Source organism: Novosphingobium sp. HNCC26DJ243, assembly GCF_057180545.1.
In genome coordinates this window covers 170,536-196,519 of sequence record NZ_JBXUGN010000004.1, presented here as the reverse complement: position 1 = coordinate 196,519, position 25,984 = coordinate 170,536, and the positions used below count along the sequence as shown (strand labels likewise).

The window sequence follows — 25,984 nt, the reverse complement described above, 5'->3', positions numbered from 1 at the left end:
CCGACTCCTCAGCGGTAATTCAGAACCTTGCGAACCGCCGCTTCGATCTTGTCGACCGAGGGGAGGTAGGCAGATTCAAGCTCGCGTGCGAACGGGATCGGGGTGTGCGGCGGGTTGACGGCCAGCGGCGGAGCCTTGAGCGCGGCGAAGGCCTTTTCGGCCACGGTCGCGCAGATGTCGGAGGCAAGGCTGCAGCGCGGCGGGGCTTCGTCGACGACGACGAGGCGCCCCGTCACTTCAACGGAATCCAGAATGGTTTCCTCGTCGATCGGGCTGGTGGTGCGCAGGTCGATGACGTCGCAGCCGATGCCTTCGGCGGCGAGCTTGTCGGCCACCGCCTCGCAGAAGCCGAGCAACAGGCCGGTCGAGACGATGGTGACGTCCTGACCGGCGCGGCTGAGGCGCGCATGGCCGAACGGGATCATGTAGTCCCTGTCGTCGGGCACTTCGCCCGAGACGCCGTAGAGCGCCTTGTGTTCGAGGAAGATCACCGGATCATCGTCGCGGATCGCGGTGCGCAGCAAACCCTTCACGTCGCCGGGCGTGGTGGGCATGACGACCTTGAGGCCGGGCATTCCGGTGAGGATCTGGTGGACGGCCTGGCTGTGCTGCGCAGCGGCGTTGTAGCCCGCGCCATAGGCCATGCGGATGACGGCGGGGCACCTGGTCTTGCCGCCGAACATGTAGCGGAACTTGGCCAGCTGGTTCCAGATCTGATCGAGCGACACGCCGATGAAATCGGCGAACATCAGCTCGGCGATCGGACGCTTGCCGGACAGGGCGAGGCCGGCGGCCGCGCCCATGATCGCGCTTTCCGAGATCGGCGTGTCGATCACGCGATCGGCGCCAAACTTTCCGAACAGCCCGGTCGAGGTCGACCAGATGCCGCCGATGGCTTCGGGCCCGCCGGGCGTGCCCATGCCGCCGACCACGTCCTCGCCGAGCACGACGACGTTCTCGTCGCGCTCCATTTCCTCGGCGATCGTCGTCAGGACGGCGTCCCGATACATCATGTTTGCCATGGGTCCGTTCCCCCGCTCAGTACGAAATGTAGACGTCGGCAAGGACGTCCTCGGCGGTGGGCCGTTCGGCGGCCTTGGCCTGGGCGACCGATTCCTCGATCTCGGCGAGGACTTCGGCGTCGAGCGCGTCGAGATCGGCGTCGGTCAGCAGCTTGGCGTCGGTCACGCTGGCGCGGAACTTCTTGAGGCAATCACGGGTCTCGCGGATGCGATCGAGTTCGCCGGGGCCGCGATAGCGCTGCGGATCGCCTTCGAAGTGGCCGAAGAAGCGCTCGGTATCGAATTCGACCGCCGCCGGGCCGTTGCCGGGGACGCGGACGTATTCGAGCACTTCGCGCATGGTTTCGAACACCGAGAAGAAATCGGTGCCATCGCCGCGCCAGACCTTCATGCCGAAGGCTTCGGCGCGGCTGGCGATGTCGCGCTGGGTGCCGACCGCGTATTCGAAGCCGGTGTGTTCGGAATAGTGGTTGTTCTCGAACACGAAGATCGTGGCGGCCTTGGTGACCACGGCCATGTTCATGGCTTCGAACGTGGTGCCCTGGTTGCACGCGCCGTCGCCCGAGAAGGTGATGGCGACATGGCCCTTGCCGTCGATCTTGCACGAGATCCCCGCACCCACCGCGATGGGAGCGCCCGCGCCGACGATGCCGTTGGCGCCGAGCATGCCCTTTTCGATATCGGCGATGTGCATCGACCCGCCCTTGCCCTTGCACAGGCCTTCGCGGCTGCCCCAGATTTCCTTCATCATGCCGTTCACGTCACAGCCCTTGGCAAGGCAGTGGCCGTGGCCGCGATGCGTGGAGACGATCTTGTCCTCGACCGAAAGGTGCTCGCACACGCCGACCGCGACGGCTTCCTGCCCGCAGTAGAGGTGAGTGAACCCGGCGATCTCGCCGGTCTGGATATCGACGTGAAGGCGTTCCTCGAATTCGCGGATCACCTTCATCTGGCGATAGGCGCGCAATAGCGCCTCGCGGCTCAGCTGCATCCTTCAAGTTCCCTTATAGGCCGAGCACAGTGCGGGCGATGATGCCCGCCTGCACTTCGTTGGTTCCGCCAAAGATCGTCCATGCGCGGCTGTTGAGATAGCGGGCTGCGGCAACTTGCGCACCCTTCGAATGGATCGGCGCAGGCGCGTTGTCGCCATAAAACGGCCTTGCGAAATCGAGCTGGAGGCCGGCCGCGCCATAAAGATCGACGCCGAGCAGATCGACGTCCTGGCGCAGGTTCGAGGCGAGCAGCTTGGTCAGCGAGGTCTGCGGACCGGGCGCGCGGCCCTTGGCGATCTCCGAGAGGATGCGCAGTTCGATCATCTCGAGCGACTGGATGCCGAGGCGGACGCGCGCAACGCGGCGCTTCCAGTCGGCATCGTCGGCAAGACGGCCGCCGCGCCCGTCGGGCTCGCTTGCGGCATCGGCCTCGATCTGGGCGAGATCGTATTCGAGCTTGGGCGAATGGCACGAGCCGCCGCGTTCGTTCTCGAGCAGGAACTTGGCAAGCTTCCAGCCGTCGCCCTCTTCACCGACGCGGTCCTCGACCGGCACGATCGCGTCTTCGAGGAAGACCTGGTTGACTTCGTGATCGCCGGCCAGCGTGAGCAGCGGGCGGACCGAGACGCCGGGCTGGTTCATGTCGACCAGCACGAACGAGATGCCCGCCTGCTTCTTGCCGTTGGTATCGGTGCGGACCAGCGCGAACATGCGGTTGGCCCAGTGCGCGTGGGTGGTCCAGATTTTCGAGCCGTTGAGCTTGTAATGCGTGCCGTCAGCCGAGAGCGTGGCGCGGCACTGCAGCGAGGCAAGGTCCGAGCCCGAGCCGGGTTCCGAAAAGCCCTGGCACCAGTAATCCTCGCCCGAGAGGATGCGCGGCAGATACTTTGCCTTCTGCTCGGGCGTGCCGAAGGCGTAAATCACCGGGGCGACAAGCTTGAGTCCGAGCACGGTGAGATTGGGCGCGCCGGCAAGCGCGCATTCCTTCTCGAAGATGTAGCGCTGCACCGGGGTCCAGCCCGTGCCGCCCGCATCGGTGGGCCATTGGTAGCCGAGCCAGCCCTGCTCGTTGAGGATCGCGTTCCAGCGCTGGCCGATGTCGGGTTCGACGAAGACCGTGGGCGAGGCGGCGGCGCCGTCCTTGACGTCCTGCGGCAGGTTGGCGGCCAGGAAGGCGCGCACCTCGTCGCGGAAAGCCAGCTCCTGGGGGGAAAGATCGATGTCCATCTGTTCTGTCAGCGCTCGAGAATCGTGACGGCCGAGACGCCGGGCGCGCCATAGACGTGACTGTAGGCGGTCTTGGGATTGCCGGGAACCTGCCGCCCGCCGCCGTCTCCCCGCAGCTGCACCACGTTTTCATAGACCTGGCGCAGGCCCGAGGCACCGATCGGCTCGCCGCAGGCAAGGCAGCCGCCATCGGTGTTGACCGGCAGCGTGCCGCCGATCTCGGTGCGGCCATCGGCAAGCCAGGCTTCCTGATCGCCGTCGGCGCAGAAGCCGTTTTCGGCCATGTGCATGATCTCGGCGCCGCATTCGGTATCCTGCAGCTGGGCGACCGCAATGTCCTGCGGGCCGATCCCCGCCATGCGGAAGGCATCGGCGCTGGCGATCTGCGTGGCGGTGGCCGTGCCGCCGCCGATGTCGATCGAAGGGGCAAAGACCTCGAAGCTGCCGGGCGGGCGGGTGCGCATGGTCGCGGCCTTGAGGCGGATCAGCGGTTTGCCCAGTTCGCGTGCCTTCTTCTCGCTGGCAAGGATCAGCGCGACGCCGCCCTCGGCGGGCGAGCAGAACATGTACTTGGTGTAGGGGTCGGACACGAGCGGAGCATCGAGGATGGTCTGGAGATCGACCGGATCGCGCCGCCAGGCATGATCGGCATGCACCGCATTGCGGAAGGCCTTGTTGGCGACGCGCGCCAGCGTGGTCTGGCTGATGCCGTGTTCGTGCATGTAGCGCGTGATCTTGTTGGCGAAGAACTGCGTGGTGATCATGTAGCCGGCATCGCCGTACCACTCGGGCAGGTTGTATTCAGAGGGCAGGGCATTGAACGCGCCGCGCGGATGCTTGTCGAAGCCGACCGCCATGCCGATCTCGAATTCGCCCGACTTGATTGCCATCTGCGCCGAGAACAGCGCCGAGCCGCCCGCCGCGCAGCCGTTGCGCACGTTGATGAACTGGACGCCGGTCAGGCCCAGGCGTTCGACCATCGTATCGGGATTGCCGGCCGAGTCCGAACCGCCATAGGCGAACTGGACATCAGGCCATGCGATTCCGGCGTCGGCCAGCGCCGCGCGCACCGCGTTGACACCCTGGTCGAGGCCCGAGACACCATCGGTGCGCCCGAACGGGTGGATGCCGATGCCGACGATGCAGACGTCGCCGCTGCTCATGCTTCGGCTCCGGTCGGTTGGCCAGAGGGCTGGAACGCGTGGATCAGCACGGGCTCTGCCGCATCGGGATCGAGCGGGATAAGGGTCAGCTCAACCGGCATGCCGATATGGATGGCGTCGAATGCGACATTGGCGAGTCGCGTCTCGACGATGACCTCTCCGGGCAGTTCGACATAGCCGACCGGCCACGGGCGAAAGGCCTCGGGACCGACATAGGGCGGGGACTTGGGACGATAGCGCTGGATCGTCCACGACCACAGCGTGCCAGTGCGCGAAAGCGGCACGGGTTCGAAACGGTCACCGGGAGGGCACGGGAACACGACGCGGCCGCTCTCGCGGTCACGCCCGCCAATCAGGCGGGGCGGGGTTTCCGCGGTAAACAGCCCCTCGGCAATGGGGTGACCGACGCCGTGCATTTCTCTCCGATCGAACGCGAATCTTCGTGGTGTCCCTTAAGCCACTGTGCGCGCCCATTTGCCGACTCTGCAAAACGCTAGGGTTGTCCCTTTTACCAGTATGCCGGATGAAGGCGGCGAAGGGGAATTCGGGATGCTGCCGACGGGGGCGACGAGCGATATCAAGCGGCCGCAACTGGGCTGGACCATGCTGGAGAGCCCGCGCTTCATGGCCGAGGCGGCGATGCTGGCGCTGGCCTGGCCGACGCTGGTGCGCGCGCCGGTGGGCGACGGGCATCCGGTGATGGTCCTGCCGGGCTTCGCCACGAGCGATGCGATGACCGTGCTGTTGCGCAGCTACCTTGGCAAGCTGGGCTACCAGGTGTTCCCGTGGGACCTGGGGTGGAACCTCGACCAGCACTCGGCTGGCGAGAACGGCGAGCATCTGGCCGCGCGGATCGAGGCCATCGCGCAATCGACCGGGCGCAAGGTCAGCCTGGTCGGGTGGAGCCTTGGCGGGGTGATCGCGCGCGAGGCGGCGCGGCGCGATCATGGCGCGCTGCGCCAGATCGTGACGCTGGGCAGCCCGTTCACCGGCAATCCGCACGCGACGAACCTGACCGCGCTTTATGAACTGCTGACCGGCAACAAGGCGGCCTCGGACAAGTCGGCCGCGCGCTATGGCAAGGGGCACCATGTGCTGCCGGTGCCATCGAGCGCGATCTTCTCGCGATCGGACGGGATCACCGCCTGGGAAAACTGCGTGAGTGAGACCGATACGCGGACCGAGAACATCGAGGTCCATTCGAGCCACTTCGGCTTCGTTTCGAACCCCGGCGTGTTCTGGGCGGTGGCCGACCGGCTGGCGCTGCCCGAAGACGGCTGGCGCAAGTTCGAACGCGGCGGCCCGTTCGCCAGCTTCTATCCCTGAGGCGTCAGGCTGGTCGTGTAGGTTCCGGGCGGGCCGTGGTGTCGCGCGCGTGCTTCGACAGGCTCGGCCCGAACCGAGCTTTGCGTGATCCGGGCGATGGGGAGGGGACTTGTGCCCCCTCCCACACCTATCACTGGTGGATATAGACCGCGCGTTCGTGGCTGAAGGCCTTGAAGCCGAAGTAGCCGTGGTAGCTGCCGGTGCCCGAGTGGTTGACGCCGCCGAAGGGCAGGTTGTTTTCCAGATAGTGCGAGAACACGCCGTTCACGGTGACGCCGCCCGATGAGGTTTCATTGAGCACGCGGGCGACGTGGGTCTCGTCGGGGCTGTAGACATAGAGCGCGAGCGGCTTGTCGCGCGACTGGATGTAGCCGATCGCCTGGTCAAGACTGTCGTAGGTCATCACCGGGATCACGGGGGCGAAGATCTCTTCCTGCATGATCTTCATCTGCGGGGTGACGTCGGTCAGCATCGTCGGGTGGATGGTGAGATCGGCTTCCTCGAGCACGCCGCCCGCCGCCACGGTCGCGCCCTTTTCGACCGCATCGTCGAACAGCGCCTTCACGCGGGCGAAGTTGGCCGGATTGACGACCTGCGCGATCGATTCCTTCCTGATCGCGCCGTCGGCATAGAGATTGGCGGCGACATTGGTCTTGAAGCCTTCGACCAGCCTTGCCTTCTGGTCCTCGCGGATGAAGACATAGTCCGGGCTGATGCAGGCCTGCCCGCCGTTGAACTGCTTGGCACCGGCCAGCTGTGCCGCGATCTTGTCGATATCGGCGCCTTCATCGACGATGACCGGCGACTTGCCGCCGAGTTCGAGCGTGACGCTGGCAAGGTGCTTGGCCGCAGCGGCCATGACGATCTTGCCGACGCGCGTGCTGCCGGTGAAGAAGATGTGGGAAAACGGCAGGTCGAGCAGCGCGGTGGCGACCGAGACGTCGCCTTCGAACAGCGCGACGTCGGCCTCGTCGAAGGCTTCCGAGATAATGACCCTGGCGATGCGCGCGGTGGCGGGGCAGAGGTCGGTCAGCTTGACGATGCAGGTGTTGCCCGCAGCCACCGCAGCGGCGACCGGGCCGAGCGCGAGGCCGAGCGGGAAGTTCCAGGGCCCGAGGATCAGGCAGACGCCACGCGCTTCGTAGATGATCTGCGCGCGGTCGGCCGGGTTGCTGGATGAGGCAACCTCGGTGGGCTTCATCCAGTCATCGAGATTGTCGATGTTGCGCTGGATATTGCCGGTGACGTTGAGCACTTCGGTGACGCGGATTTCGCCCACCGGCTTGCGCGTGTCTTCGAGCACGGCGGCGACGATATCGTCGGCATGAGCTTCGACGGCGGCCTTGAGTCGGGCAAGCTTGGCCTTGCGCTGCGCGGCGGTGGAGGCCTTGGCCTTCCACTGATGGTCCTGCTGGAGCGCGAAGATGCGGGCGATTTCTTCCGAAAGATCGGTGGCGGTAGGCTGGGGCTGGGTCATCGGGTCACGGGCCTTGGGTTACATGAAAGTGCAGCGACCATGACGCGCGCTCGGGCGCGCGCCAAGGATCGGCATGCAGGATTGCCAGTGTGTGAAACGTTAGGCAACCGAACTTTTTGCCATGGGCGCGACCCGGCCCGCAGGCCGCCGCTCAACCCATCCCGTAGGCCGACTTCATCCCGCCCTGGCGGTCGATGTCGAGCGCCATGATCGCGATGTCGTGGAGTTCGCCCGCCGCATCGCGGACATGATCGCGCAGCAGCGCCTCGGGCAGAAAGCCCAGGTCTTCGAACACCTTGAGCGCGGCTCCCTGATCGGGGGTGAGGCGCACGGTAAGCTTGGAGACGCCGTCGGCCATGGCCATGGCGAGGCATTCCTGCGCGAGCACCCGGCCAAAGCCCGTGCCGCGCATCTCGGGCGCGATCATCATGCGGATGTCTGCCACATGGGGCGACCAGCTCAGCTCGTCGCGCGCGAGCGCGGTGCAGCCGACGATGCGGTCGCTCTCCAGCGCAACGAGGCTGCGAATCTGGCCGCGTTCGACCTGGTCGATCCATGCCGCGACAACCTTGGGATTGCGGATGTCGCGCAGCAGGAACAGCAGATCGTGGGGTGGCAATCCTTGCGCGAAGGCCAGCAGGGCATCGGCATCGGCACGTTCGAGCAGACGCAGGGTGATGGTGCGCGTGCCTGCGGCAACGCTGCGGGGATAGGCGGGGGTATCGGACATCAGACTGACCTCTTGCCGAGCCATTCGTCGATCAGCGGCCACAGGCGGCGCAGCGCTGCAGGACCGGCCACGAGGCTCACGTGGCCGCCCTTCGAGATGATTTCGTGATAGTCGGGCGTCGCCGTCAGTTCCTTGAGCGGCTGGGTGGCCTCGTGGCTGACGATGTGATCGTGCTGGGCGACGATGTTGAGGATGGGCACCGCGATATTGCCGAGATCGGCGCGGCGGCCGGCGATCTCGAGCGTGCCCGTGGCGAGCGCGTTTTCCCACATCAGGTGCTTGATCTGCTGGCGGAAGTATTCGCCGGGGACGGGCAGGGTCTCGGCGGCCCAGCGATCGAACATGCGGTAGGAGCGGACGAATTCGTCGTTCCACATGTTGGTCCACAGCGTCATCCTTCCGGCGGTGCGGTTGGCCGGGCGAGCAAGATCGAAGGCGCCGAGCATGATCTCGGGCGGGATCACGCCGAGCCGGTCGACCACCTCGTCGACATCGAAGTGGCGCTTGTCGGCCCACTTCTGGAAGAGGTGCATGTGGGTGAAATCGACGGGCGTGGCAAAGAGGATGAGGTTGGCAACGCCGTTGCCGGCATGGAGCGCGGCGTGAATCGTGGCGAGCGTGCCGCCCATGCAATAGCCGGCAAGGCTCGCCTCGCGCTCTCCGGTGATCTCCGCGATCTTCGCCAGCGCATCGGGAATGAAACGGTCGACATAGTCGGTGATGGCAAGGTGCGCTTCGTCGCGGCGGGGCGGGGCCCAATCGAGATTGAACACATCGTACCCGCGCCCGAGCAGATATTCGACCATCGACTGGCCCGGCGCGAGATCGAAGATGTAGCCCTTGTTCGACGGCGGCGAGACGATCAGCAGCGGCAGGCGGTAGATCTCGTCGACCAGCGGGCGGTAGCGATAGAGCAGCGCGGTGCCTTCGCGGTGGACCAGGTCCTTGGCCATCGCGCCCACTTCGGCGCGGCCAGCCGCAAGGAATTCGAGACCCTTGATGTTGCGCTTTATCGCGCGGTCGACATCGCGGCGGACGCGCTCGGCAATGGCTTCGGGAGAAAGCGGATCGGCCTCGCTCATCCCTTCGCGGCATCCGGCTTGCGCGTGCGGCGCGGCTCTGGCGGCGGCGGGGCGGCAGCGGTCTTTCCGGCCAGCGACTCGATCGCGAGGCGCACCCGGTCGATCGAATCCTCCAGCCCATCAAGCCGTTCGGACAGGGCCTCGACCTGGCTCTTGCTTGGCAGGTTGAGGTTCTTGAGCAGGTTTTCCATCTGTTCGGCAAAGGCGCGCTGCGCGACGAGCTGGACCTTGGTTGCCTGTCCCATCATCGCGCTGAACTGCTCGCTCTCGGTCAGCTTGCCGGACCAGCTGTTGATCTCCTGCTCCCATTTCTGGACCATCTGCTGCCACTGGGCGACGGGATCGAACGGGGTCTGGCTCATGCGCGGGGCTCCGATGGGAGAGTGGTTCAGGTGGCGAGCGAGATGTAGCCGAGCTGGGCGGCCTTGAAGACGGTCTGGCTGCGGTTGACCGCGTTGAGCTTCATCGAGGCATTGTGAATGTGGAAGCGCACGGTGGCGCGGCTGCGGCTCATGATCATCGAGATTTCGAGGTCGGTCTTGCCGATCGCGGCCCAGCGCAGGCATTCGACTTCGCGCTTGGACAGGCGCGAGGCGGATGGCAGGGCCTGGGCCGACCCCATCGCGTGAACGTAGCTGGCGATGAAGGTGCGCGCATAGATGCCCAGCGCATCGCCGTTTTCGAGGAAGACGTCGTCAAGCTCTGTCAGGTCCTGATCGAGCGGGTTGAAGCTCACCGCGCCAATCTGGCCGAAGGGCAGGTGCACCGGCACGACGATGGCGGCGCGGGTCATCGCGCGCGTCTCGAAATTGGTGAGGTCGATTGCGGTAAGGTAGTGATTGGGCTGGCGGGTGTGGAACCCGTTGGCGTTGACCCAGAACGGCTCGCTCTCGAACCGGCAGGCCGAGGTCAGCGGCGAATCGAGCGCGATGCGCGAATTGCGCCACCACACCTTTTCATCGTTCCACCCGAAAACGTCGCGTGCGAGGATGTTGCCGTCGGCATCGACCGGGGTGCGTTTGTCGGCAATATCGTGCGCAGGCGCGGCGCGCATGCCCGCCGCCATGGCGATCTGGTGAAGCTCCTCGGCCGCGCGGCGCACGTCCTGCGGACCGATGATCCGGACGGCGTCGATGGATTCGACCGAAAGCAGCACGAAGACCTCTCCTGTTCTTATGGGCATGTCATACCGGTCGCGCGGTTGGTAAACAACGACGGTATTGGCAAAATCGCCTAGTCTTTTGCCCAGCGTGGCGGCACGTGGGACGGTGATAGAGGTCGCGTTCAAGGAGAGGGGCGTGAATTTCGACCTGAACGAAGACGAAGAGATGCTGAAGGCGCTGGCCGAGCGCTTCGTCGACGATCACTATCAGGACCTGGAGCGCCGCCGGAGCTATCTGGCTGGCGCAGACGGCTATTCCGTGCAGATGTGGGCGCTTCTCTCCGAGCTCGGGCTGGTTGCCGCGCCGCTCGGACTCGAGAGCGGCGGGATGGCGCTGGACGCGACCGCGATTGCCACGGTGTTCGAGGCGCTGGGCCGCGGGCTGGTGGTCGAGCCGCTGATCGAGAACGTGCTGGTCGCCGCCCGCCTGCTCGAGCGCGTGGGCGACGAGGCTGTGCGCGGGCAATGGATGGAAGCGTTGGCAATGGGGCGCAGCCGGCTTGCGCTGGCCCATGCCGAACATGGTGCGCGGGGCGGGCGCACGTTCGTGGACACGCGCGTCGGCGGGCAAGGGTCGCTGACCGGCACCAAGTCCTGCGTGCCGGCAGGCGCGGGCGTGGCGGGCTATATCGTCAGCGCGCGCGAAAGCGGCGCGCCGACCGATGCCAGCGGCGTTGCCCTCTATCTCGTCGCGGCCGATGCGCCGGGGCTGGCGCTCAATCCGTGGCGGATGGCCGACGGCAGCGTTGCGGTATCGCTGACGCTGGACGCCACGCCGGCGATGCGGCTTGGCGGCACGCTCGACGACATCGCCGCCAACGAAGTGCTGGCCTCGCTGGCGCGCTCTGCCGAGACGCTGGGGATCATGGAGCGGCTGTTCGAGGCCACGCTCGACTACTTGCGCACGCGCGAGCAGTTCGGGGTGCGGCTGGGCAGCTTCCAGGCGATCCAGCATCGCATGGCCGCGCAATATGCGGTGATCGAACAGAGCCGCGCGCTGCTGGACCTGGCTATTGTTCGGCAGGGTTCGGACGATTTTGCCCAGGCCGTGCAGGGCCTGCGCGCATTCATCGCGCCTGCCAGCGTGGAGTTGGGCCACGAGATGATCCAGTTCCACGGCGGGATGGGCGTGACCGACGAACTGTTCATCGGCCACGGCCACAAGCGCCTGCTGGTACTGTCGCGCTGGCCCGACGATCCGCAGGTGGCACTCGACAGGTTCGCCGGGGTGGCCTGAGCGCACCCCGGCTTGGCATTATCGACCCTGGCCGGGCGTATCAGAAGTCCGACCAGTCCTGCGCCACTGCGAGGTTGCCTGCGCGGGCGACCGGTGCGGACCCGCGCAGCTTGAGCACTCCACTGCCGGTTGGGGCGCCCTGAGCATGGCGGGTCGGGACGGTCATCGGTGCGGGCACCCAAGCCTGTCCCTGATCCGGGGCGTTCGCGGTGCGGAAGGCCGCAACGCTGGCCGATAGAGTATTGGCCTGTTCGGCAAGACTGCGCGCGGCGGCGGCGGACTCTTCGACCATCGCGGCGTTCTGCTGCGTCAACTGGTCCATCTCGGCAACATTGGCGTTGACCTCACGCAGGCTGGCCACCTGATTGCCGGTCTTGCTTGCGACATCGGTGATGAACGTATCGATCTCGGTCATGCGCGCGCAGAGTTCCACCAGCACCTCGCGGGTGTTCTCGACCGTGGTAACACCTTGCGAGACTGCGTTGGAGCTGGTCTCGACAAGCATCTTGATGTCGCGCGCGGCATCGGCGCAGCGCTGGGCCAGCGCGCGGACCTCGGTGGCGACGACGGCAAAGCCGCGCCCGGCCTCTCCCGCGCGGGCCGCTTCGACCCCTGCATTGAGCGCGAGCAGGTTGGTCTGGAAGGCGATGCCGTCGATCAGCCCGACAATGCGCGATATTTCCGCGGATGACCGCTCGATTTCCTGCATCGAGCTGGTGGCCGAGGCGGCGATGGACTGGCCTTCGAGCGTCCGGCTGACCACGCTCGCAATCGACAGATTGGCCTCGCGGGCACGGTCGGCCGTGGTCGAGAGGGCGGCGGTCACCTCGTTCATGGAACTGGCGGCACGTTGCAGATTGGCGGCCTGGCGTTCGTTGCGCTGGGCAAGGTCTGCGGAGGCCTCGTTGATCTCGCCGCCGCCGCGAAGGACGTGAACCGACATCGAGCGGATCGAATCGAGCGTAAGCGAAATGCTGGCGATGCTCTTGTTGTAGCTGAGGCGGAGGGCTTCATAGTCGCCGGGAAAGGGCTCGACGATCGTCGCGGTCAAGTCGTTCTCGGAAAGACGGAGGAGCGCATCGTTCATCATGTGGATCACCTGCTTTTGTGCGTGATCGAGTTGTTCGATGGCAATGGCGTTGTCGCGGAAGGTGCTCATGGCCTTGGTCATCCGGCCCACGCAATCGGAATGGTGCGTGTAAGCGATCGGGCTGCTTGTATCCCCGTCGGCAAGCGCTTCCATGCGGAGCACGGTATCAACGTAGGGGCGGCAGATGCGTTCGGCGGCCAGCCTCATGATGATTGCGACAAGCACCATGCCGATGCAGGCGGCACTTGCCGCGATCGGGACCGCGGACGATGGCATCGACCACGCCAGCACCGCACCGCCAAGATTGACCGATGCGGCAAGCAGCAGTGCGATAGAGAGCGTGCGGATCTTTACGCGGATGGGGGCTTCAGCTTCGAACCATTGCAGCACGGGACCCTCCCAGGTTTTATTGCAACCTGTACATTCGACCGTGCAGTCATAAGAATGAGTCGCGGTCGTGGTAGTCGCGACACCTTAACCCCGAACCCTTCGGGATTAACCAGTTCCGGTAGCGCGACGTAAAGCATGTCGGGGAAGCTTGAGAGTCACGCGGTCCGCCGTGCGTCGGCGTGTTTCGACATGTCCAACGCCCCATCGTCCCAAGGTACAATTGGCGAGCGCACTGGCGGGGAGCAAGGTGCCTCACGATCTCGTCAAATAAACAATCTGGAGGACCGGGGATGTTGGAACAGGCCATGGGCAAATTTGCCGGCAGCTCGCTCATTCGCGACAAGTTTGAAAACTACATCGGCGGCCAGTGGGTCGCGCCGGTGCGCGGGGAATACTTCGACAATATCTCGCCGGTAACCGGGCAGGTGGTGTGCCAGGTGGCGCGTGGCACCGCCGAGGACATCGAACTGGCGCTCGACGCCGCCCATGCCGCCAAGGAGGCGTGGGGGCGGGCATCGACCACCGAGCGCTCGAACGTGCTGCTCAGGATCGCGGACCGGATGGAGGCAAACCTCGATCTGATCGCGATGGTCGAGACGATCGACAACGGCAAGCCGATCCGCGAGACGACTGCCGCCGACATTCCGCTGGCAATCGACCACTTCCGCTACTTCGCCGCCTGCGTGCGGGCGCAGGAAGGCTCGATCGCCGAGATCGACCACGACACCGTGGCCTATCACTTCCACGAACCGCTGGGCGTGGTCGGCCAGATCATCCCGTGGAACTTCCCGATCCTGATGGCGGCGTGGAAGCTGGCGCCGGCAATCGCGGCGGGCAACTGCGTGGTCCTGAAGCCGGCCGAGCAGACCCCGATGTCGATCCTGGTGGTGATGGACCTGATCGGCGATCTGCTGCCGCCGGGCGTGCTCAATGTCGTCAACGGCTTCGGCATCGAGGCGGGCAAGCCGCTCGCGACCAACAAGCGCATCTCGAAGATCGCGTTTACGGGCGAGACCACGACCGGCCGCCTGATCATGCAGTACGCCAGCGAAAACCTGATCCCGTGCACGCTGGAACTCGGCGGCAAGAGCCCGAACATCTTCTTTGCCGACGTGATGGACCAGGACGACGACTTCCTCGACAAGGCGCTCGAAGGGTTCACCATGTTCGCGCTCAACCAGGGCGAGGTCTGCACCTGCCCGAGCCGCGCGCTCGTGCATGAATCGATCTACGACCGCTTCATCGAGAAGGCGATTGCCCGCGTCGAGGCGATCAAGCTGGGCAGCCCGCTCGATGCATCGACGATGATCGGGGCGCAGGCATCGAACGACCAGATGGAGAAGATCCTCAGCTACATCCAGATCGGCCGTGACGAAGGCGCCAAGGTGCTGACCGGCGGCGAACGCGCGATGCACGAGGGCGAACTGGCGAGCGGCTATTACGTGCAGCCGACCGTGCTCGAAGGCCACAACAAGATGCGCGTGTTCCAGGAGGAAATCTTCGGTCCGGTGCTGGCCGTGACCAAGTTCTCGTCCGACGAGGAAGCGCTGAGCATTGCCAATGACACGCTCTATGGCCTTGGCGCCGGCGTGTGGACCCGCGACGGGACGCGGGCCTATCGTTTCGGGCGCGGCATCCAGGCCGGGCGCGTGTGGACCAACTGCTATCACGCCTATCCCGCGCACGCGGCATTCGGCGGCTACAAGCAGTCGGGCATCGGGCGCGAGACGCACAAGATGATGCTCGACCACTACCAGCAGACCAAGAACCTGCTGGTCAGCTACAGCCCGAAGAAGCTCGGGTTCTTCTGATCCTTCCCGTTTCGGGAAGGGCAATGGTGTGGAGCCAGGAAGGCGCGGCGCGGGGGCACAGGCCCCGCCCGCGCCAATGGCCGTTGTATTGCCAAGGCGCCGCAAGAGCGCGAGACTGACCCGGCAACCGTGAGAGGATCAAGCCATGTCGCAGATCGTAGTCAATGTCCTGTATCACGCGCCGACCGACCCGGCGGCGTTCGAGGACTATTACCTTGGAACGCACATGCCGATCGCGGGCAAGATCCCTTCGGTCGACAAGGTCGTGCTGCTCAAGGGCCTGCCAGGGCCCGATGGCAGCGCGCCACCCTATTACCGCCTGACCCAGATCTGGTTTGCCGATGCCGCGACAATGGCGGCGTCGATGGCCTCGCCCGAGGCGCAGGCGGCGACCGCCGACATCGCCAACTTCGCGACGGGCGGTGCGACCATCATGGTATCGCAGGCGGAATGAGCAACATTCCGGCCCGCGTGCTGACGAGCCCTGCCGCCGATGCGTGGATCGCGCGGTTGAAGGCGCGCCACGGGCCGCTGATGTTCCACCAGTCCGGCGGGTGCTGCGACGGGTCTGCGCCGATGTGCTTCGTGGCGGGCGAATTTCGCGTGGGCGGGCAGGACGTATTGCTCGGTCTGGTCCACGCCGACGTTCCGGTGTGGATCGGCGCGGCGCAGTTCGAATACTGGCGGCACACCCAGGTGACGATCGACGTTGTGCCTGGGCGCGGCGCGGGGATGAGCCTCGAGGCGCCCGAGGGGGTGCGCTTCGTGGTGCGCAGCCGCGTGTTCACCGACGACGAGGCCACCGCACTGGCACAGGCAGGCGAGCCGGTTCGCGGCGACACATATGTCCTTGGCGGCAGCCTGACCGCGGCATAGAGTTGAAGTACAAGGACAAGGTGCCCGCACAAGAGGTGCCGTCCTCCGGGAGACAATGATGACCTTGCAGGTTGATCTCGACGACCAGCGGCTGGTGGCGTGCACATCGCGCAGCCCCGATCCTGCGCGCGCGGTGGCCGAGCTGGCCGCAGCGGTGGGCCGGGTGCGGCTGGCCGGTGCGCTGCTGTTCTGTTCGAACGCCTATCCGCGCGACGCACTGGCGCGCGAACTGGCCGCGCAATTGCCCGACGTGCCGCTGTTCGGCTGCACCAGCGCGGGCGAACTGGCCGAGCGCGGATACGATACCAACGCGATCGTGCTGATCGGCTTTCCGCAGGAGGTGTTCTCGGTCGCCTCGCTCCATTTCGACGATCTCGACAATTTCGATGCGCAGGCGGCGCAGGGCGCGATCCGCCAATTGGTGGCGACCGAGCGGCGCGAGAGGCAGGGTGACGGGGGGCGGGGGGAGGACAGGCTGCATCAGGTGGCGCTGTTCTTCGTCGACGGCCTTTCGCACCGCGAGGAGCTGCTGACGATGACCGCGCAGCACGCGCTGGGCGACATCCAGCTCATCGGCGGATCGGGCGGCGATGGCCTGTCGTTCAAGGACACTGCGGTGCTGCACGACGGCGCGTTCCATGCCGATGCGGCAGTGATCGTGCTGCTGACGAGCCGGCGCCCGCTCCACGTGTTCTGCACCAACTTCTACCGCCCCGGCCCGTCGAAGATGGTCATAACCGAGGCAGATCCTGAATCGCGCACGGTCTATGAAATCAATGCAGCGCCCGCGGCGGAGGAATACCGGCGGCTGTCGGGCAATCCGTCCTCGGTGCTGGACGCGCATTTCTTCGCCGCCCATCCGCCGATCGTGCGAACGGGGGGCCAGGTTCATGTGCGCTCGATCCAGTCGGCCAATCCCGACGGCTCGCTGACGTTCTACTGCGCGATCGACAACGGCGTGGTGCTTTCGCTGGGCGAGCCGGTGGACCGCATCGCGGCGATGGAGGAGCTGTTTGCCGAGATCGAGCGCAAGGTGGGCGCGATCGATCATGTCATCGGCTTTGACTGCGTGCTCAACCGTTTGGACGCCGAGGACCGCCAGCAGGCGCGCGCGGTATCGCAGATGTACGTTGCCAACCGCGTCTTCGGGTTCAACACATATGGCGAGCAGTTCCGTGCGGCGCACATGAACCAGACCTTCACCGGGCTTGCGGTCGGGCGATGAGCGGCGGCATCGCACTGCCGGCCACGCGCCAGGGCGAGAGCGAAGTCGAGCGGCTGCAGGCGCGCGTGCGCCAGCTCGAAAAGATCAACGCCGCGCTGATGGACCGGGTCGAGCGGTCGATCGACATGGAGGGCGGGGCGTTCTCGATGTTCGAGACCGCGATCGCGCTGGAATCGGTGGTGCGCGACCGCACCAGCGCGCTCGAGACGGCGATGAGCGAACTGAACCGCGTGATCGCCGAACTGGCCGCCGCCAACGAGGACGCGACCGCGGCAAGGGTGCTGCTGCGCGACGCCATCGAATCGCTGAACGACGGGTTCGCGCTGTTCGATGCCGACGACCGGATGATCCTGTGCAACCGCGCGTTCATCCGCATCTTTCCCTCGTTCGAGGAAATCTCCGAAGCTTCGCCCGAGTTTTCGGAACTGGCGATCCGCCTGGCCAATACCGGCGCGACCGTGGGATCGAAGATCGCGCCCGAGCGCTGGCTGCGCGACCGCGTGGACCGCCACCGCCGTGCCGAAGGCGCGCATGTCCAGGCGCTGAGCGACGGGCGCTGGATCCAGATCAACGAGATCCGCACCAGCGACGGCGGCATCGTCGGCATCTATACCGACATCACCCAGGTCAAGGCCGAGGACGCACGGCAGCGCGCCCTCGAACTGGCCGAGCGCAATCTTGCCCTGCAGGCGACGCTCGACACACTGTCCGAAGGCGTCTGCCTGTTCGATGCGCAGCGGCGGATGCAGGCCTCGAACGAGGGCCTGGTGCGCGTGCTGGCTCTGGGCGAGGGCGCGACGCGGGTCGACGACCATGCGGCGCTGGTGGCGTGGTGCGTCGAGGGGCTGGGGCTCGATTGCCCGCAGGCGCTCGACTGGCGGCATGGCACGACCCAGCGGCTGTCGGCCGATTGCCTGATCGGCAGCCGCAATTTCGTGATCCGCTCGGTGCCGCTGATCAATGGCGGGATGGTGTTCACTTTTGACGACGTGACCGACCACGTGCGGTTGCAGCGCTCGCTGACCGAGACCGCGGAGACTCTGGAAAAGCGGGTGAGCGAGCGCACCGCCGAACTGATCGAGGTAAACCGCCAACTGGTCGAGGCCAAGAACGAGGCCGAGAGCGCCAACCGTTCGAAGACGAGCTTCCTTGCCGCCGCAAGCCATGACCTGCTGCAGCCGCTCAATGCCGCGCGCCTGTTCGTCTCGGCGATGGACGGCCATGCCCTGCCGGAACGACCGCGCGCGCTGGTGCAGCAGACTTCGACCGCGCTGGATTCGGTCGAAGACCTGCTCGAGGCGCTGTTCGAGATTTCGCGGCTTGATGCAGGCGCGATCCAGCCGGAGTTCGTCGGGCTCTCGCTGGGATCGATCTTCAACGCGCTGCGCGTGGAGTTTACGCCGCTCGCGGCGGCCGGGAGCCTTGCCTTCGACGTGCCCGAGACGGCGCTTTGGGTGCGTTCGGACGCGCGACTGCTGCGCCGCGTGCTGCAGAACTTCGTCTCCAACGCGATCCGCTATACCGAGGCGGGCGCAGTGGCGGTCGAGGTGCTGGAACGCGATGATGCGGTGGTGGTGACGGTGCGCGACACCGGGCCGGGCATCGCAATGGAGGATCGCGAGGAGATCTTCGAGGAATTCCGCCGGGTCGGCCGTACGCAGAAGATTCCGGGCAAGGGGCTCGGCCTTGCCATTGTCCGCCGCGTATCGACCATGTTGGGCCACGCCATAGATCTTCAATCCGAGCCGGGCCGGGGCTCTGCTTTCTCGATCACGCTGCCGCGCGTGGCGCCGGCGCCCGTGGTGACCGTCGACGAACCTGCTGCCCTGCCGTCCTCGGGCTCAGGCGGTCTGGTGCTGGTGATCGACAACGATCCGGCGATCCTTTCCGGCATGGAAGCCCTGCTGGAAAACTGGGGGCTGGAAGTGATCACCACACCCGATCCGGCCGATGCCGTGGCGACTGCCGCGCTGGCGCAGGGGCCCGCCATGCTGATCGTCGACTACCAGCTCGACGACGGCCTGACCGGCGACGCTGCCATCGCCATGCTGCGGGAAAAGGCCGGGCGCGACATCCCCGCAATGGTCATCACCGCCGACCGCGCCGAGGAAACCAAAGCCCTCTTCGCCGACCTCTCGCTGCCGGTGCTGAACAAGCCGGTGAAGCCGGCGCAACTTCGGGCGCTATTGCGACAGCTCGAGGTGCTCTAGCCCTTGAAGCCGATCTTGCTGGCCATGATGACGGCCTGGGTGCGGGAGAAGACGTTCATCTTTTGCAGGATGGCCGAGACGTGGGCTTTGACCGTGGTCATCGATACGTCGAGTTCGTAGGCGATCTGCTTGTTGAGGCGGCCGGCGACGAGATGGCCGAGGACGACGCGTTGTTGCGGGGTCAGGCTGTCGATGCGGGTGCGGATCATGTCCTCTTCGGCGGCGGCGGAATCATCGCCTTCGAGTTCGGGCATGTAGATTTCGCCCGAGAGGACCTGGACCAGCGCATCGACGATGGCGGCGCGCTTCAATGACTTGGGCACGAAGCCTGCGGCACCTGCCGCCAGCGCATCGCGCACGGTCTTGCGGTCGGTGACGCCCGAGACCATCACGACCGGGGTGGCGGGGAAGCGGTCGCGCAGCGCTTCGAGCCCGGAAAGGTGCGAGACATCGGGGATGTTGAGATCGAGCAGGACGAGATCGACGTCGCCCTCTTCGGCCAGTGTGCGCAGCGCGGCTTCGAGACTGTCGGCCTCGAGGATCGTGCAGGCCGGGAAGGCATCGTCGAAGACCGAGCGCAGGCCATCGCGCACCAGCGAGTGATCGTCGACTATCAGCACCCGGTCGGGGCTGGCGATCTGTGCCATCAAGCTGTCCCCAAAGGCTAATGTCGGTGCGGCGGAGTGCGGCAGTGCGGCCACGTCGGTCTTGCTTTCTACCCGGGGAGGGAGGGGAGCGCCAGAGCCGTGAGGCCCCGGCGCTCCGATTTGTGCGTTACTTCGGCAGCTTGAACACCCAGAGCGAACCGCCCTGGCTGATTTCCTTGAAGGTCTTGGCGACTTCGCCACCCCACAGCGGAACCGCGCCGCCCCAGCCCGACATGACCGCGACGTACTGTTCGCCGTCCTGTTCCCAGGTCACGGGCGAGCCGACCACGCCCGAACCGGTCTGGAACTTCCACAGTTCCTGTCCGGTCTTGGCGTCGAAGGCCTTGAGGTAGCCTTCGGGCGTGCCGGTGAACACCAGGTTGCCACGCGTGGCCAGAACGCCACCCCACAGCGGGGCCTTGTTCTTGTATTCCCACACGATCTTGCCGGTGGTCGGGTCCATGGCGCGCAGCGCGCCGATGTGGTCTTCGGCAATCGGCTTGATGGTGAAGCCGGCACCGAGGTAGGCCGCGCCCTTCTTGTAGGCGATCGGTTCGTTCCAGATGTCCATGCCCCAGTCGTTGCTGGGCACGTAGAACAGGCCGGTATCCTGCGAGAAGGCCATCGGCATCCAGTTCTTGCCGCCGAGGAACGACGGGCTGGCGAAGACCGACTTGCCCTTTTCCGCGCCGTTGGGAGCGCCGGGGCGGTTCTCGGGCACGAAGTTCGGGCGTCCAGTCTTGAGGTCGATGCCGTTGGCCCAGGTCGTCTGCATGACGAACTTGTGCGCGCCCATCAGCTTGCCGTTGGTACGGTCGAGCACGTAGAAGTAGCCGTTGCGATCGGCCTTGGCGCCGAGCTTCATCGGCTTGCCCTTGAGCGTTGCGTCGAACGGAATGAACTCGTTCACGCCGTCGAAATCCCAGCCATCGTGCGGTGTGGTCTGGTAGTGCCACTTGATCTCGCCGCTGTCGGCGTCGATCGCCAGCGTCGAGGCGGTGTAGAGGTTGTCGCCGGGGCGCAGGTTGCTGTTCCATGGCCCCGGGTTGCCGGTGCCGAAGTAGAGCAGGTTGGTGGATGGATCGTAGGTGCCGCCAAGCCAGGTGGCGCCGCCGCCGGTCTTCCACAGGTCGCCGGTCCACGAGGCATTGAGCTTGCCGGTCATCGTGCCGGGCTGGCCGTTGCGGGTGCCCATGTGGCCTTCGATGGTCGGGCGCGTCCAGATCAGCTCGCCGGTTTCGACGTTGCGCGCCGAGACTTCGCCGATGATGCCGAATTCACCGCCCGAATTGCCGGTGATGACCATGTCCTTGACGATCAGCGGCGCGGCGGTAGCTGAATAGCCGGCCTGGTAATCGGCCAGCTTTTTGTTCCAGATGACCTTGCCGGTGTGGCGATCGAGCGCGACGAGGTGCGCATCGAGCGTGGCGAAGATGACCTTGTCGCCGTGGATCGCGGCGCCGCGGTTGACCACGTCGCAGCAGGGCATGATGCCGTCGGGCAGACGGGCGTTGTATTCCCACTTCTTCTCGCCGGTGCGCGCATCGAACGCGAAGAGGCGCGAGTACGAGCCGGTGACGTAGATTGTCCCGTCATAGACGAGCGGCTGCGATTCCTGGCCGCGCTGCTTTTCGCCGCCCAGCGATGCCGCGAACACGGGGACGAGGCCCTTGACGTTCTGCGCGTTGAGCTTGTCGAGCGTGCTGAAGCGCTGCTGCCACGGACCCATGCCGTAGCTGATGACGTCGCCGGGGGTGTTGGCATCGGCCGCGATGTCCGCGCTGGTCGGGCCTGCTGCCACGACCGGCACCGAGACGAGGCTGGTTGCTGCTGCAAGCCCCGCGATGAGATATGAAAAACGCCGCTTCATCCTGTCCCTCCTCTTATGGGGTTCTTGTGGCTACGGGCCTTTGCGCATTGCGGGGCATATCCCCTGACGCGCCGCAAACTTTCCCGTCGTCGAATGGCAACCTATCTGCTGGGCAGGGGCGCACAATTGCACCTTGGGATGAGGCCTTTTGTGCAGGGGTGCGATCTCGATGCTGCGCAGCATCGCGCCTGCACCTGGCAGACGGTTCGGGGGGACACCGGTCGCAGACGGTGCCCCCGCTCCCCCTCCCGCCCGGGGGCGTGAAGCGTGGTCAGGCCTGCGCGGCCAGTGCCGGGCGCCAGGCGACGCCGTGCGTGGCGAAGATGTCCTTCATCCGGCCATCGGTGATCATTGTCTCGATCAACTCGTCCAGCGCAAAGCCGAGATTGCGCGAGTTTTCCTTGACCGCGATGCCGATGTCCCAACCGGGCGACATCATCAGCGGCAGGGGCCCCTTGCGCACCTTGATCCCGGCATCGGGATGATCGGCGACGACGGCCTGAATCTGCGCGGTGGTGGCAACGCTGAAATCAGCCTTGCCCTCGACCAGCATGGCCGCGGCAGCATAGCCGTTGGGCAGGTGGACGAGGTCCTTGGCGAGCGCGCCGCCGGCATGGCCGAGAAGGTAGAAATCGGGGATCGATGCCAGCTCTGCCGCGATGGGGCGGCCCTTGAAGCTGGCCGGATTGGCCTCGCAATTGCCGCCATCGGCTGAACAGGCCGCGCCGAAGGTTTCGCGGTAATAGGGCGCGAGGAACACGCAATTGTCCTCGGCCTGCATGATCTGGCGATCAAACGGCACGTGCAGCATCACGTCGCAGGGCTGGAAGCCGAGCAACCCGCCGCGCCACACGACATTGCGCAAATCACCCGATAGATCGTCATCGGCGGTGAAAAGCTGCAGGTCGGCGCGCAGGCCGAGCCCCGTGGCAAGGGCGCGGGCGATGTCGGCATCGATCCCGGCGACCTTGCCCGAAGCGTCCCACGACCAGGGCCGGTTGTCCGCATAGAGTCCGACCCGAAGGACTCCGAGGTCCTTGACCTTCTCCAGTGGAGCAGCCCTGATCGTGGCGGGCAAGGACAAGGCGGCCGTGGCTGCCGCCGCCCCTGCCAGGAATTGCCTGCGGCTGGCGGCCCTTGCGCTCATTCGTCGGTGTGCTTGGTTTCGATCCATGTGCGGATCGCCCAACCGGCCTTCTGGCCGAGCACCTCGCCGAATGGCGGCATGTAGACCTTGCCATCGTGGCTCGAGCCGTGGCGAAAGCGTTCGATGAACCATTCATCGCCCGCATCGCCGATCTCGAGGTAGCGCAGGTCGGGCGCGATGCCGCCCGAGATGGCATCGAGGCCGTGGCAGCGCGCGCAGTTCTGGCCATAGGCCGACTGGCCGATTTCCATGGCCTTGGCGTTTCCGCGATAGGGATTGACCGCGACCCAGGTATCGTTGCCGCCGGTCAGATCGGGCAGGGCGGTAGTATCGACCGCCTGCGGGGTGACGTTGCCGTGGGCCGAAAGGCTCGACGCGATGGCTCCGGTTGCAAGGGCAGCCGCCGCCAGCAGGGCAGCGCGGCCGAGGGGGATCGTCATCACTCAGGTATCCTCTGCGACATGGGTGCGAAGGCATGTCCGCCCCAAGATTGCCCCGGTGTAACAAAGCCATGGGGGACGGCCCAATAGGACCATGGTACAAGACTTAGGTGTCATTTCATTCAGGCGGGGTTCGGCATATCCTGTTTGCATGGAGAGAAAACTGAAAGCGTTCACAGTGGCATTGCTGGCCGCGTCGGCCACGATTGCTGCAGGCCCGATTGCTGCAGGCGATGCTGCAGCACAGACAGCGTGGATCAGCAACGAGCGGTCCTCGACCGTGAGCGTGGTCGACGTCGGCGCGGGCAAGGTGATTGGCGAATGGCCGGTGGGCAAGCGTCCGCGCGGGATCACCTTGACGCGCGATGGCAAGCACCTGCTGGTAGCGGCAAGCGCCGACAACGCGGTCGAAGTGCGCGATCCGGCCAGTGGCGCGCTGATTGCCACGCTGCCATCGGGCGCAGATCCCGAGCAGTTCTTCGCAAGTTATGCAGGCGACTTGCTGTTCGTGGCAAACGAGGACAATGCTGCGGTGACGGCGGTTGATCTCAACACGCGCACGGTGGCCTGGCAGGTGGCGGTGGGCGATGAGCCCGAGGGTGTGGCGCAGAGCCCGGACGGCAAGTGGCTGCTGGTCACGAGCGAGGAGGACAATGCGGTCAGCTGGATCGACATCGCCACGCGCACGGTGACCGGGGAGATGGAGACGGACGCGAGGCCGCGCCATATCGAGTTCGCCCCGGGCGGGGCCCCCGGTGGCGACAAAGTCTGGATCGCGGCCGAGATGGGCGGCACGGTCCACGTGGTCGACGTGGCCACGCGCAAGGTCGAAAAGACGATTACTTTCGCGCCGCCGGGCGTGCAGGCCTACAAGGTCATGCCTTGCGGTATCCGCTTCACGCCCGACGGCGCGACCGCAGTTGTGGCACTGGGCCGCGCCGATGCGATCGCGGTGGTGGACGTCAAGACCGCCACGGTGCGCGGCTATGTGAAAGTGGGCGAGCGGCCCTGGCACCTGGCGATCACCCCCGATGGCGCGCGGGCCATCGTCGCCAATGGGGCGAGCGATACGGTCTCGGTGGTGGACCTTGCCGCGATGGCGGTGACCGCCACGATCCCTGCGGGCGGCGGGCCCTGGGGGGTTGCGCTGGGGCGATAATGCGCATCCGTTTGCACGCGTCCTTCGACAGGCTCAGCCCGAACGGAAGTCGTATGGATATCCAGCCCTGATCCGTTCGTCCTGAGCCTGAGAAGGCACGCGCGCCGAGCGTGCATCTCATCCCAAAGTCCAAGGTCCTAAGTCCAATATCGCTGCGCTCTTGTGCGCAGCATTGTCCCCCTCAGTCGCAGAGATAGTCGACGCTTAGACCTTCACGAAGGGGGATGGATATGAACACGAGGAAGGCGCTTTGCGCCTCGGTCGCCATGGGGATTCTCGCCATGGCCGCAACGCCCGCACAGGCCGGCACGCCCGAACTGCTCAAGCGGTTGCACGAGAAGGGCATCCTCACCGATGAGGAATACAACGAGCTGATGGCCGAGGAAGCCAGGCCTTCGCCGGCGGCCGCTTCGGGCGACACGATGACCAAGGCTTCGGAATCGGTCGATTCGAGCCGCATGGTGCGCATGGCTGCCAGCGGCATCGGGCTTGAGGTCGGGCCTGCGACGATCACCTTCTCGGGCTCGGTCAACGGATTCTATGTCCATGACAATCCGGACACGCCTTCGGCCACGACCGCCGTGGTCGGCGGCGTCGCCAGCGTCGGCAGCAACAATTCGAGCGCGATCCGCAACGGTCTTCTGCCGGGCTTCCTCAAGGTGGCGGTGACCACGCAGCAGGCCGGCTGGGACGTGGGCGCGACCTTCGGCATGTATCCGGGCATCAACTCGACCGCATACGGCGCGCTGGGCGCGAACAACGGCGGGCAGCCGACTGCGCTGGCAACCGCCGGCATCGACTTCCGCCAGACCTACATGACCTTCGGCAAGGCCAACGTCGGCACGTTCAAGATCGGCCGCGACATCGGGCTGTTTGCCTCCGAGGCGATCCTCAACGACATCACGCTGCTTTCGTCGGGCACGCCCGGCGGCAATGTCGCGCCCGGCAACACCACGCTGGGTCGCATCGGCGTGGGTTATATATACACCGACTTCCAGCCGCAGATAACTTACACGACGCCATCGTTCTCGGGGCTTCAGGCATCGGTCGGGGTGTTCCAGCCGCTGTCCTCGCTCACCGGCCCAGCGCAGAGCAACTCGGCGCCCGGCTTCCAGGGCAAGGTCACTTATGACGGCAAGTTCGGCGATGACGTTTCGGCGCGCCTGTGGGTTTCGGGCGTAAGCCAGAAGCACGACGAAGTGGGTGGCGGCAGCTTCACCGGCAAGGGCATCGATGCGGGCGCCAAGCTGACGGTCGGGCCGGTCACCGCGACCGGTTACTACTACACCGCCAGCGGCCTTGGCACGACCGTGCTCGGCCTGTTCGATACCGACGGCAACGGCAACACCCGCGACAGCCATGGCTTCTACGCACAGGCGCTGGCGACCTTCGGCAAGATCTCGATCGGCGGCAGCTATGGCGAGAGCCATCTGGACTATGCCAATGCGGCCGACGCGGTGGCCAATCCGAACCTGCTCGACGTCAATTCGAGCTATGTCGGCCAGGTCCGCTACGGCCTGACCAGCTGGGTCACGCTGATCGGCGAGTACGTCCATTCCAAAGCCCGCGCCCATTCGGGCAACAAGGCCGAGAGTGACGCCGTGGCCGTGGGCGGTATCCTGTTCTTCTGACAGGAAATATGACAATGGGGACGCAATTGCCCCCTTGCCAGACCTTGCGAAAGCCGGAATGAGCCGGCCT

General features: G+C 65.7%; 24 protein-coding genes. 9 read left to right on the top strand and 15 right to left on the bottom strand.

The window, feature by feature from the left end; all coding sequences use genetic code 11:
* Positions 1 to 8 precede the first annotated feature (8 nt).
* Genes AC2A04_RS13450 through AC2A04_RS13430 form a run of 5 tightly spaced genes read right to left on the bottom strand, consistent with a single transcriptional unit; the run spans position 9 to position 4,820 of the window.
* A complete protein-coding gene (locus tag AC2A04_RS13450; RefSeq protein WP_484212860.1) occupies positions 9 to 1,022 on the bottom strand; it encodes an alpha-ketoacid dehydrogenase subunit beta in 1,014 nt (337 codons plus the stop codon).
* Positions 1,023 to 1,038: 16 nt separating this feature from the next.
* On the bottom strand, positions 1,039 to 2,013 hold the full coding sequence (locus AC2A04_RS13445) for a thiamine pyrophosphate-dependent dehydrogenase E1 component subunit alpha (RefSeq protein ID WP_484212859.1): 975 nt from the start codon (positions 2,011 to 2,013) through the stop codon (positions 1,039 to 1,041).
* 13 nt (positions 2,014 to 2,026) lie between these two features.
* On the bottom strand, positions 2,027 to 3,241 hold the full coding sequence (locus AC2A04_RS13440) for an acyl-CoA dehydrogenase family protein (protein ID WP_484212858.1): 1,215 nt from the start codon (positions 3,239 to 3,241) through the stop codon (positions 2,027 to 2,029).
* 8 nt (positions 3,242 to 3,249) lie between these two features.
* Positions 3,250 to 4,404 carry a thiolase family protein gene (locus AC2A04_RS13435; protein WP_484212857.1) on the bottom strand — a complete coding sequence of 385 codons (1,155 nt, stop codon included), beginning with the start codon at positions 4,402 to 4,404 and terminating at the stop codon, positions 3,250 to 3,252.
* A complete protein-coding gene (locus AC2A04_RS13430; protein WP_484212856.1) occupies positions 4,401 to 4,820 on the bottom strand; it encodes a Zn-ribbon domain-containing OB-fold protein in 420 nt (139 codons plus the stop codon). The genes AC2A04_RS13435 and AC2A04_RS13430 overlap by 4 nt, the downstream gene beginning before the upstream one ends.
* A 133-nt stretch (positions 4,821 to 4,953) precedes the next feature.
* On the opposite strand from AC2A04_RS13430, the gene AC2A04_RS13425 reads away from it, so the two are divergent.
* Positions 4,954 to 5,730: an esterase/lipase family protein gene (locus AC2A04_RS13425; RefSeq protein ID WP_484212855.1), complete on the top strand. Its 777-nt coding sequence runs from the start codon at positions 4,954 to 4,956 to the stop codon at positions 5,728 to 5,730.
* A 130-nt stretch (positions 5,731 to 5,860) separates the two neighbouring features.
* Here AC2A04_RS13425 and AC2A04_RS13420 read toward each other — a convergent pair whose 3' ends face one another.
* From AC2A04_RS13420 to AC2A04_RS13400, 5 genes are all read right to left on the bottom strand, one after another.
* Positions 5,861 to 7,207, bottom strand: coding sequence for an aldehyde dehydrogenase family protein (locus AC2A04_RS13420; RefSeq protein WP_484212854.1), 1,347 nt, complete (start codon positions 7,205 to 7,207; stop codon positions 5,861 to 5,863).
* Between the two features lie 151 nt (positions 7,208 to 7,358).
* Positions 7,359 to 7,937 carry an N-acetyltransferase family protein gene (locus AC2A04_RS13415; protein ID WP_484212853.1) on the bottom strand — a complete coding sequence of 193 codons (579 nt, stop codon included), beginning with the start codon at positions 7,935 to 7,937 and terminating at the stop codon, positions 7,359 to 7,361.
* Complete coding sequence (locus AC2A04_RS13410) at positions 7,937 to 9,019, bottom strand: alpha/beta fold hydrolase (protein WP_484212852.1); 1,083 nt, start codon at positions 9,017 to 9,019, stop codon at positions 7,937 to 7,939. The genes AC2A04_RS13415 and AC2A04_RS13410 overlap by 1 nt, the downstream gene beginning before the upstream one ends.
* Positions 9,016 to 9,381 carry a hypothetical protein gene (locus AC2A04_RS13405; protein WP_484212851.1) on the bottom strand — a complete coding sequence of 122 codons (366 nt, stop codon included), beginning with the start codon at positions 9,379 to 9,381 and terminating at the stop codon, positions 9,016 to 9,018. The genes AC2A04_RS13410 and AC2A04_RS13405 overlap by 4 nt, the downstream gene beginning before the upstream one ends.
* A gap of 26 nt (positions 9,382 to 9,407) precedes the next feature.
* Positions 9,408 to 10,202, bottom strand: a complete 795-nt coding sequence (locus tag AC2A04_RS13400) for a helix-turn-helix transcriptional regulator (RefSeq protein ID WP_484212850.1) — start codon at positions 10,200 to 10,202, stop codon at positions 9,408 to 9,410.
* Between the two features lie 115 nt (positions 10,203 to 10,317).
* On the opposite strand from AC2A04_RS13400, the gene AC2A04_RS13395 reads away from it, so the two are divergent.
* Entirely contained in the window at positions 10,318 to 11,418 is a 1,101-nt protein-coding gene (locus AC2A04_RS13395) for an acyl-CoA dehydrogenase family protein (protein ID WP_484212849.1), read from the top strand.
* A 40-nt stretch (positions 11,419 to 11,458) separates the two neighbouring features.
* On the opposite strand, the gene AC2A04_RS13390 is transcribed toward AC2A04_RS13395, so the two are convergent.
* The gene (locus AC2A04_RS13390) at positions 11,459 to 12,898 is read right to left on the bottom strand and encodes a methyl-accepting chemotaxis protein (protein WP_484212848.1); all 1,440 of its coding nucleotides are present in this window, start codon (positions 12,896 to 12,898) and stop codon (positions 11,459 to 11,461) included.
* Positions 12,899 to 13,188: 290 nt separating this feature from the next.
* Here AC2A04_RS13390 and adh point away from each other — a divergent pair, with 290 nt between their 5' ends.
* The 5 genes from adh to AC2A04_RS13365 all read left to right on the top strand — a co-directional run bounded on the left by adh (position 13,189) and on the right by AC2A04_RS13365 (position 19,020).
* Complete coding sequence (gene adh, locus AC2A04_RS13385; protein WP_484212847.1) at positions 13,189 to 14,709, top strand: aldehyde dehydrogenase; 1,521 nt, start codon at positions 13,189 to 13,191, stop codon at positions 14,707 to 14,709.
* A gap of 145 nt (positions 14,710 to 14,854) precedes the next feature.
* Positions 14,855 to 15,163: an EthD family reductase gene (locus AC2A04_RS13380; RefSeq protein ID WP_484212846.1), complete on the top strand. Its 309-nt coding sequence runs from the start codon at positions 14,855 to 14,857 to the stop codon at positions 15,161 to 15,163.
* Positions 15,160 to 15,585: a DUF779 domain-containing protein gene (locus tag AC2A04_RS13375; RefSeq protein ID WP_484212845.1), complete on the top strand. Its 426-nt coding sequence runs from the start codon at positions 15,160 to 15,162 to the stop codon at positions 15,583 to 15,585. Before AC2A04_RS13380 ends, AC2A04_RS13375 begins: the two co-directional genes overlap by 4 nt.
* Positions 15,586 to 15,643: 58 nt before the next feature.
* Positions 15,644 to 16,810 (top strand): FIST N-terminal domain-containing protein, encoded by a 1,167-nt coding sequence (locus tag AC2A04_RS13370; protein ID WP_484212844.1) that lies wholly within the window; start codon positions 15,644 to 15,646, stop codon positions 16,808 to 16,810.
* A complete protein-coding gene (locus tag AC2A04_RS13365) occupies positions 16,807 to 19,020 on the top strand; it encodes a hybrid sensor histidine kinase/response regulator (protein ID WP_484212843.1) in 2,214 nt (737 codons plus the stop codon). Before AC2A04_RS13370 ends, AC2A04_RS13365 begins: the two co-directional genes overlap by 4 nt.
* Here the strand turns inward: AC2A04_RS13365 and AC2A04_RS13360 are convergent.
* From AC2A04_RS13360 to pedF, 4 genes are all read right to left on the bottom strand, one after another.
* Positions 19,017 to 19,667: a response regulator gene (locus AC2A04_RS13360; RefSeq protein ID WP_484212842.1), complete on the bottom strand. Its 651-nt coding sequence runs from the start codon at positions 19,665 to 19,667 to the stop codon at positions 19,017 to 19,019. The two genes, AC2A04_RS13365 and AC2A04_RS13360, sit on opposite strands and share 4 nt — an antisense overlap.
* A 127-nt stretch (positions 19,668 to 19,794) precedes the next feature.
* Entirely contained in the window at positions 19,795 to 21,537 is a 1,743-nt protein-coding gene (locus AC2A04_RS13355) for a methanol/ethanol family PQQ-dependent dehydrogenase (RefSeq protein WP_484212841.1), read from the bottom strand.
* Positions 21,538 to 21,808: 271 nt separating this feature from the next.
* Positions 21,809 to 22,684: a substrate-binding periplasmic protein gene (locus AC2A04_RS13350; protein ID WP_484212840.1), complete on the bottom strand. Its 876-nt coding sequence runs from the start codon at positions 22,682 to 22,684 to the stop codon at positions 21,809 to 21,811.
* Entirely contained in the window at positions 22,681 to 23,124 is a 444-nt protein-coding gene (pedF, locus tag AC2A04_RS13345) for a cytochrome c-550 PedF (protein WP_484212839.1), read from the bottom strand. The genes AC2A04_RS13350 and pedF overlap by 4 nt, the downstream gene beginning before the upstream one ends.
* A 151-nt stretch (positions 23,125 to 23,275) precedes the next feature.
* Here pedF and AC2A04_RS13340 point away from each other — a divergent pair, with 151 nt between their 5' ends.
* Positions 23,276 to 24,283 carry a PQQ-dependent catabolism-associated beta-propeller protein gene (locus AC2A04_RS13340; RefSeq protein ID WP_484212838.1) on the top strand — a complete coding sequence of 336 codons (1,008 nt, stop codon included), beginning with the start codon at positions 23,276 to 23,278 and terminating at the stop codon, positions 24,281 to 24,283.
* Between the two features lie 230 nt (positions 24,284 to 24,513).
* Positions 24,514 to 25,914: a porin gene (locus AC2A04_RS13335; protein ID WP_484212837.1), complete on the top strand. Its 1,401-nt coding sequence runs from the start codon at positions 24,514 to 24,516 to the stop codon at positions 25,912 to 25,914.
* The last annotated feature ends 70 nt before the right edge of the window (positions 25,915 to 25,984 follow it).

Excerpts from the sequence above, each read along its gene's own strand:
- AC2A04_RS13450 (WP_484212860.1), bottom strand. The coding sequence starts at position 1,022 with ATGGCAAACATGATGTATCGGGACGCCGTCCTGACGACGATCGCCGAG.
- AC2A04_RS13445 (WP_484212859.1), bottom strand. The coding sequence starts at position 2,013 with ATGCAGCTGAGCCGCGAGGCGCTATTGCGCGCCTATCGCCAGATGAAG.
- AC2A04_RS13440 (WP_484212858.1), bottom strand. The coding sequence starts at position 3,241 with ATGGACATCGATCTTTCCCCCCAGGAGCTGGCTTTCCGCGACGAGGTG.
- AC2A04_RS13435 (WP_484212857.1), bottom strand. The coding sequence starts at position 4,404 with ATGAGCAGCGGCGACGTCTGCATCGTCGGCATCGGCATCCACCCGTTC.
- AC2A04_RS13430 (WP_484212856.1), bottom strand. The coding sequence starts at position 4,820 with ATGCACGGCGTCGGTCACCCCATTGCCGAGGGGCTGTTTACCGCGGAA.
- AC2A04_RS13425 (WP_484212855.1), top strand. The coding sequence starts at position 4,954 with ATGCTGCCGACGGGGGCGACGAGCGATATCAAGCGGCCGCAACTGGGC.
- AC2A04_RS13420 (WP_484212854.1), bottom strand. The coding sequence starts at position 7,207 with ATGACCCAGCCCCAGCCTACCGCCACCGATCTTTCGGAAGAAATCGCC.
- AC2A04_RS13415 (WP_484212853.1), bottom strand. The coding sequence starts at position 7,937 with ATGTCCGATACCCCCGCCTATCCCCGCAGCGTTGCCGCAGGCACGCGC.
- AC2A04_RS13410 (WP_484212852.1), bottom strand. The coding sequence starts at position 9,019 with ATGAGCGAGGCCGATCCGCTTTCTCCCGAAGCCATTGCCGAGCGCGTC.
- AC2A04_RS13405 (WP_484212851.1), bottom strand. The coding sequence starts at position 9,381 with ATGAGCCAGACCCCGTTCGATCCCGTCGCCCAGTGGCAGCAGATGGTC.
- AC2A04_RS13400 (WP_484212850.1), bottom strand. The coding sequence starts at position 10,202 with ATGCCCATAAGAACAGGAGAGGTCTTCGTGCTGCTTTCGGTCGAATCC.
- adh (WP_484212847.1), top strand. The coding sequence starts at position 13,189 with ATGTTGGAACAGGCCATGGGCAAATTTGCCGGCAGCTCGCTCATTCGC.
- AC2A04_RS13380 (WP_484212846.1), top strand. The coding sequence starts at position 14,855 with ATGTCGCAGATCGTAGTCAATGTCCTGTATCACGCGCCGACCGACCCG.
- AC2A04_RS13375 (WP_484212845.1), top strand. The coding sequence starts at position 15,160 with ATGAGCAACATTCCGGCCCGCGTGCTGACGAGCCCTGCCGCCGATGCG.
- AC2A04_RS13370 (WP_484212844.1), top strand. The coding sequence starts at position 15,644 with ATGACCTTGCAGGTTGATCTCGACGACCAGCGGCTGGTGGCGTGCACA.
- AC2A04_RS13365 (WP_484212843.1), top strand. The coding sequence starts at position 16,807 with ATGAGCGGCGGCATCGCACTGCCGGCCACGCGCCAGGGCGAGAGCGAA.
- AC2A04_RS13360 (WP_484212842.1), bottom strand. The coding sequence starts at position 19,667 with ATGGCACAGATCGCCAGCCCCGACCGGGTGCTGATAGTCGACGATCAC.
- AC2A04_RS13355 (WP_484212841.1), bottom strand. The coding sequence starts at position 21,537 with ATGAAGCGGCGTTTTTCATATCTCATCGCGGGGCTTGCAGCAGCAACC.
- AC2A04_RS13350 (WP_484212840.1), bottom strand. The coding sequence starts at position 22,684 with ATGAGCGCAAGGGCCGCCAGCCGCAGGCAATTCCTGGCAGGGGCGGCG.
- pedF (WP_484212839.1), bottom strand. The coding sequence starts at position 23,124 with ATGACGATCCCCCTCGGCCGCGCTGCCCTGCTGGCGGCGGCTGCCCTT.
- AC2A04_RS13340 (WP_484212838.1), top strand. The coding sequence starts at position 23,276 with ATGGAGAGAAAACTGAAAGCGTTCACAGTGGCATTGCTGGCCGCGTCG.
- AC2A04_RS13335 (WP_484212837.1), top strand. The coding sequence starts at position 24,514 with ATGAACACGAGGAAGGCGCTTTGCGCCTCGGTCGCCATGGGGATTCTC.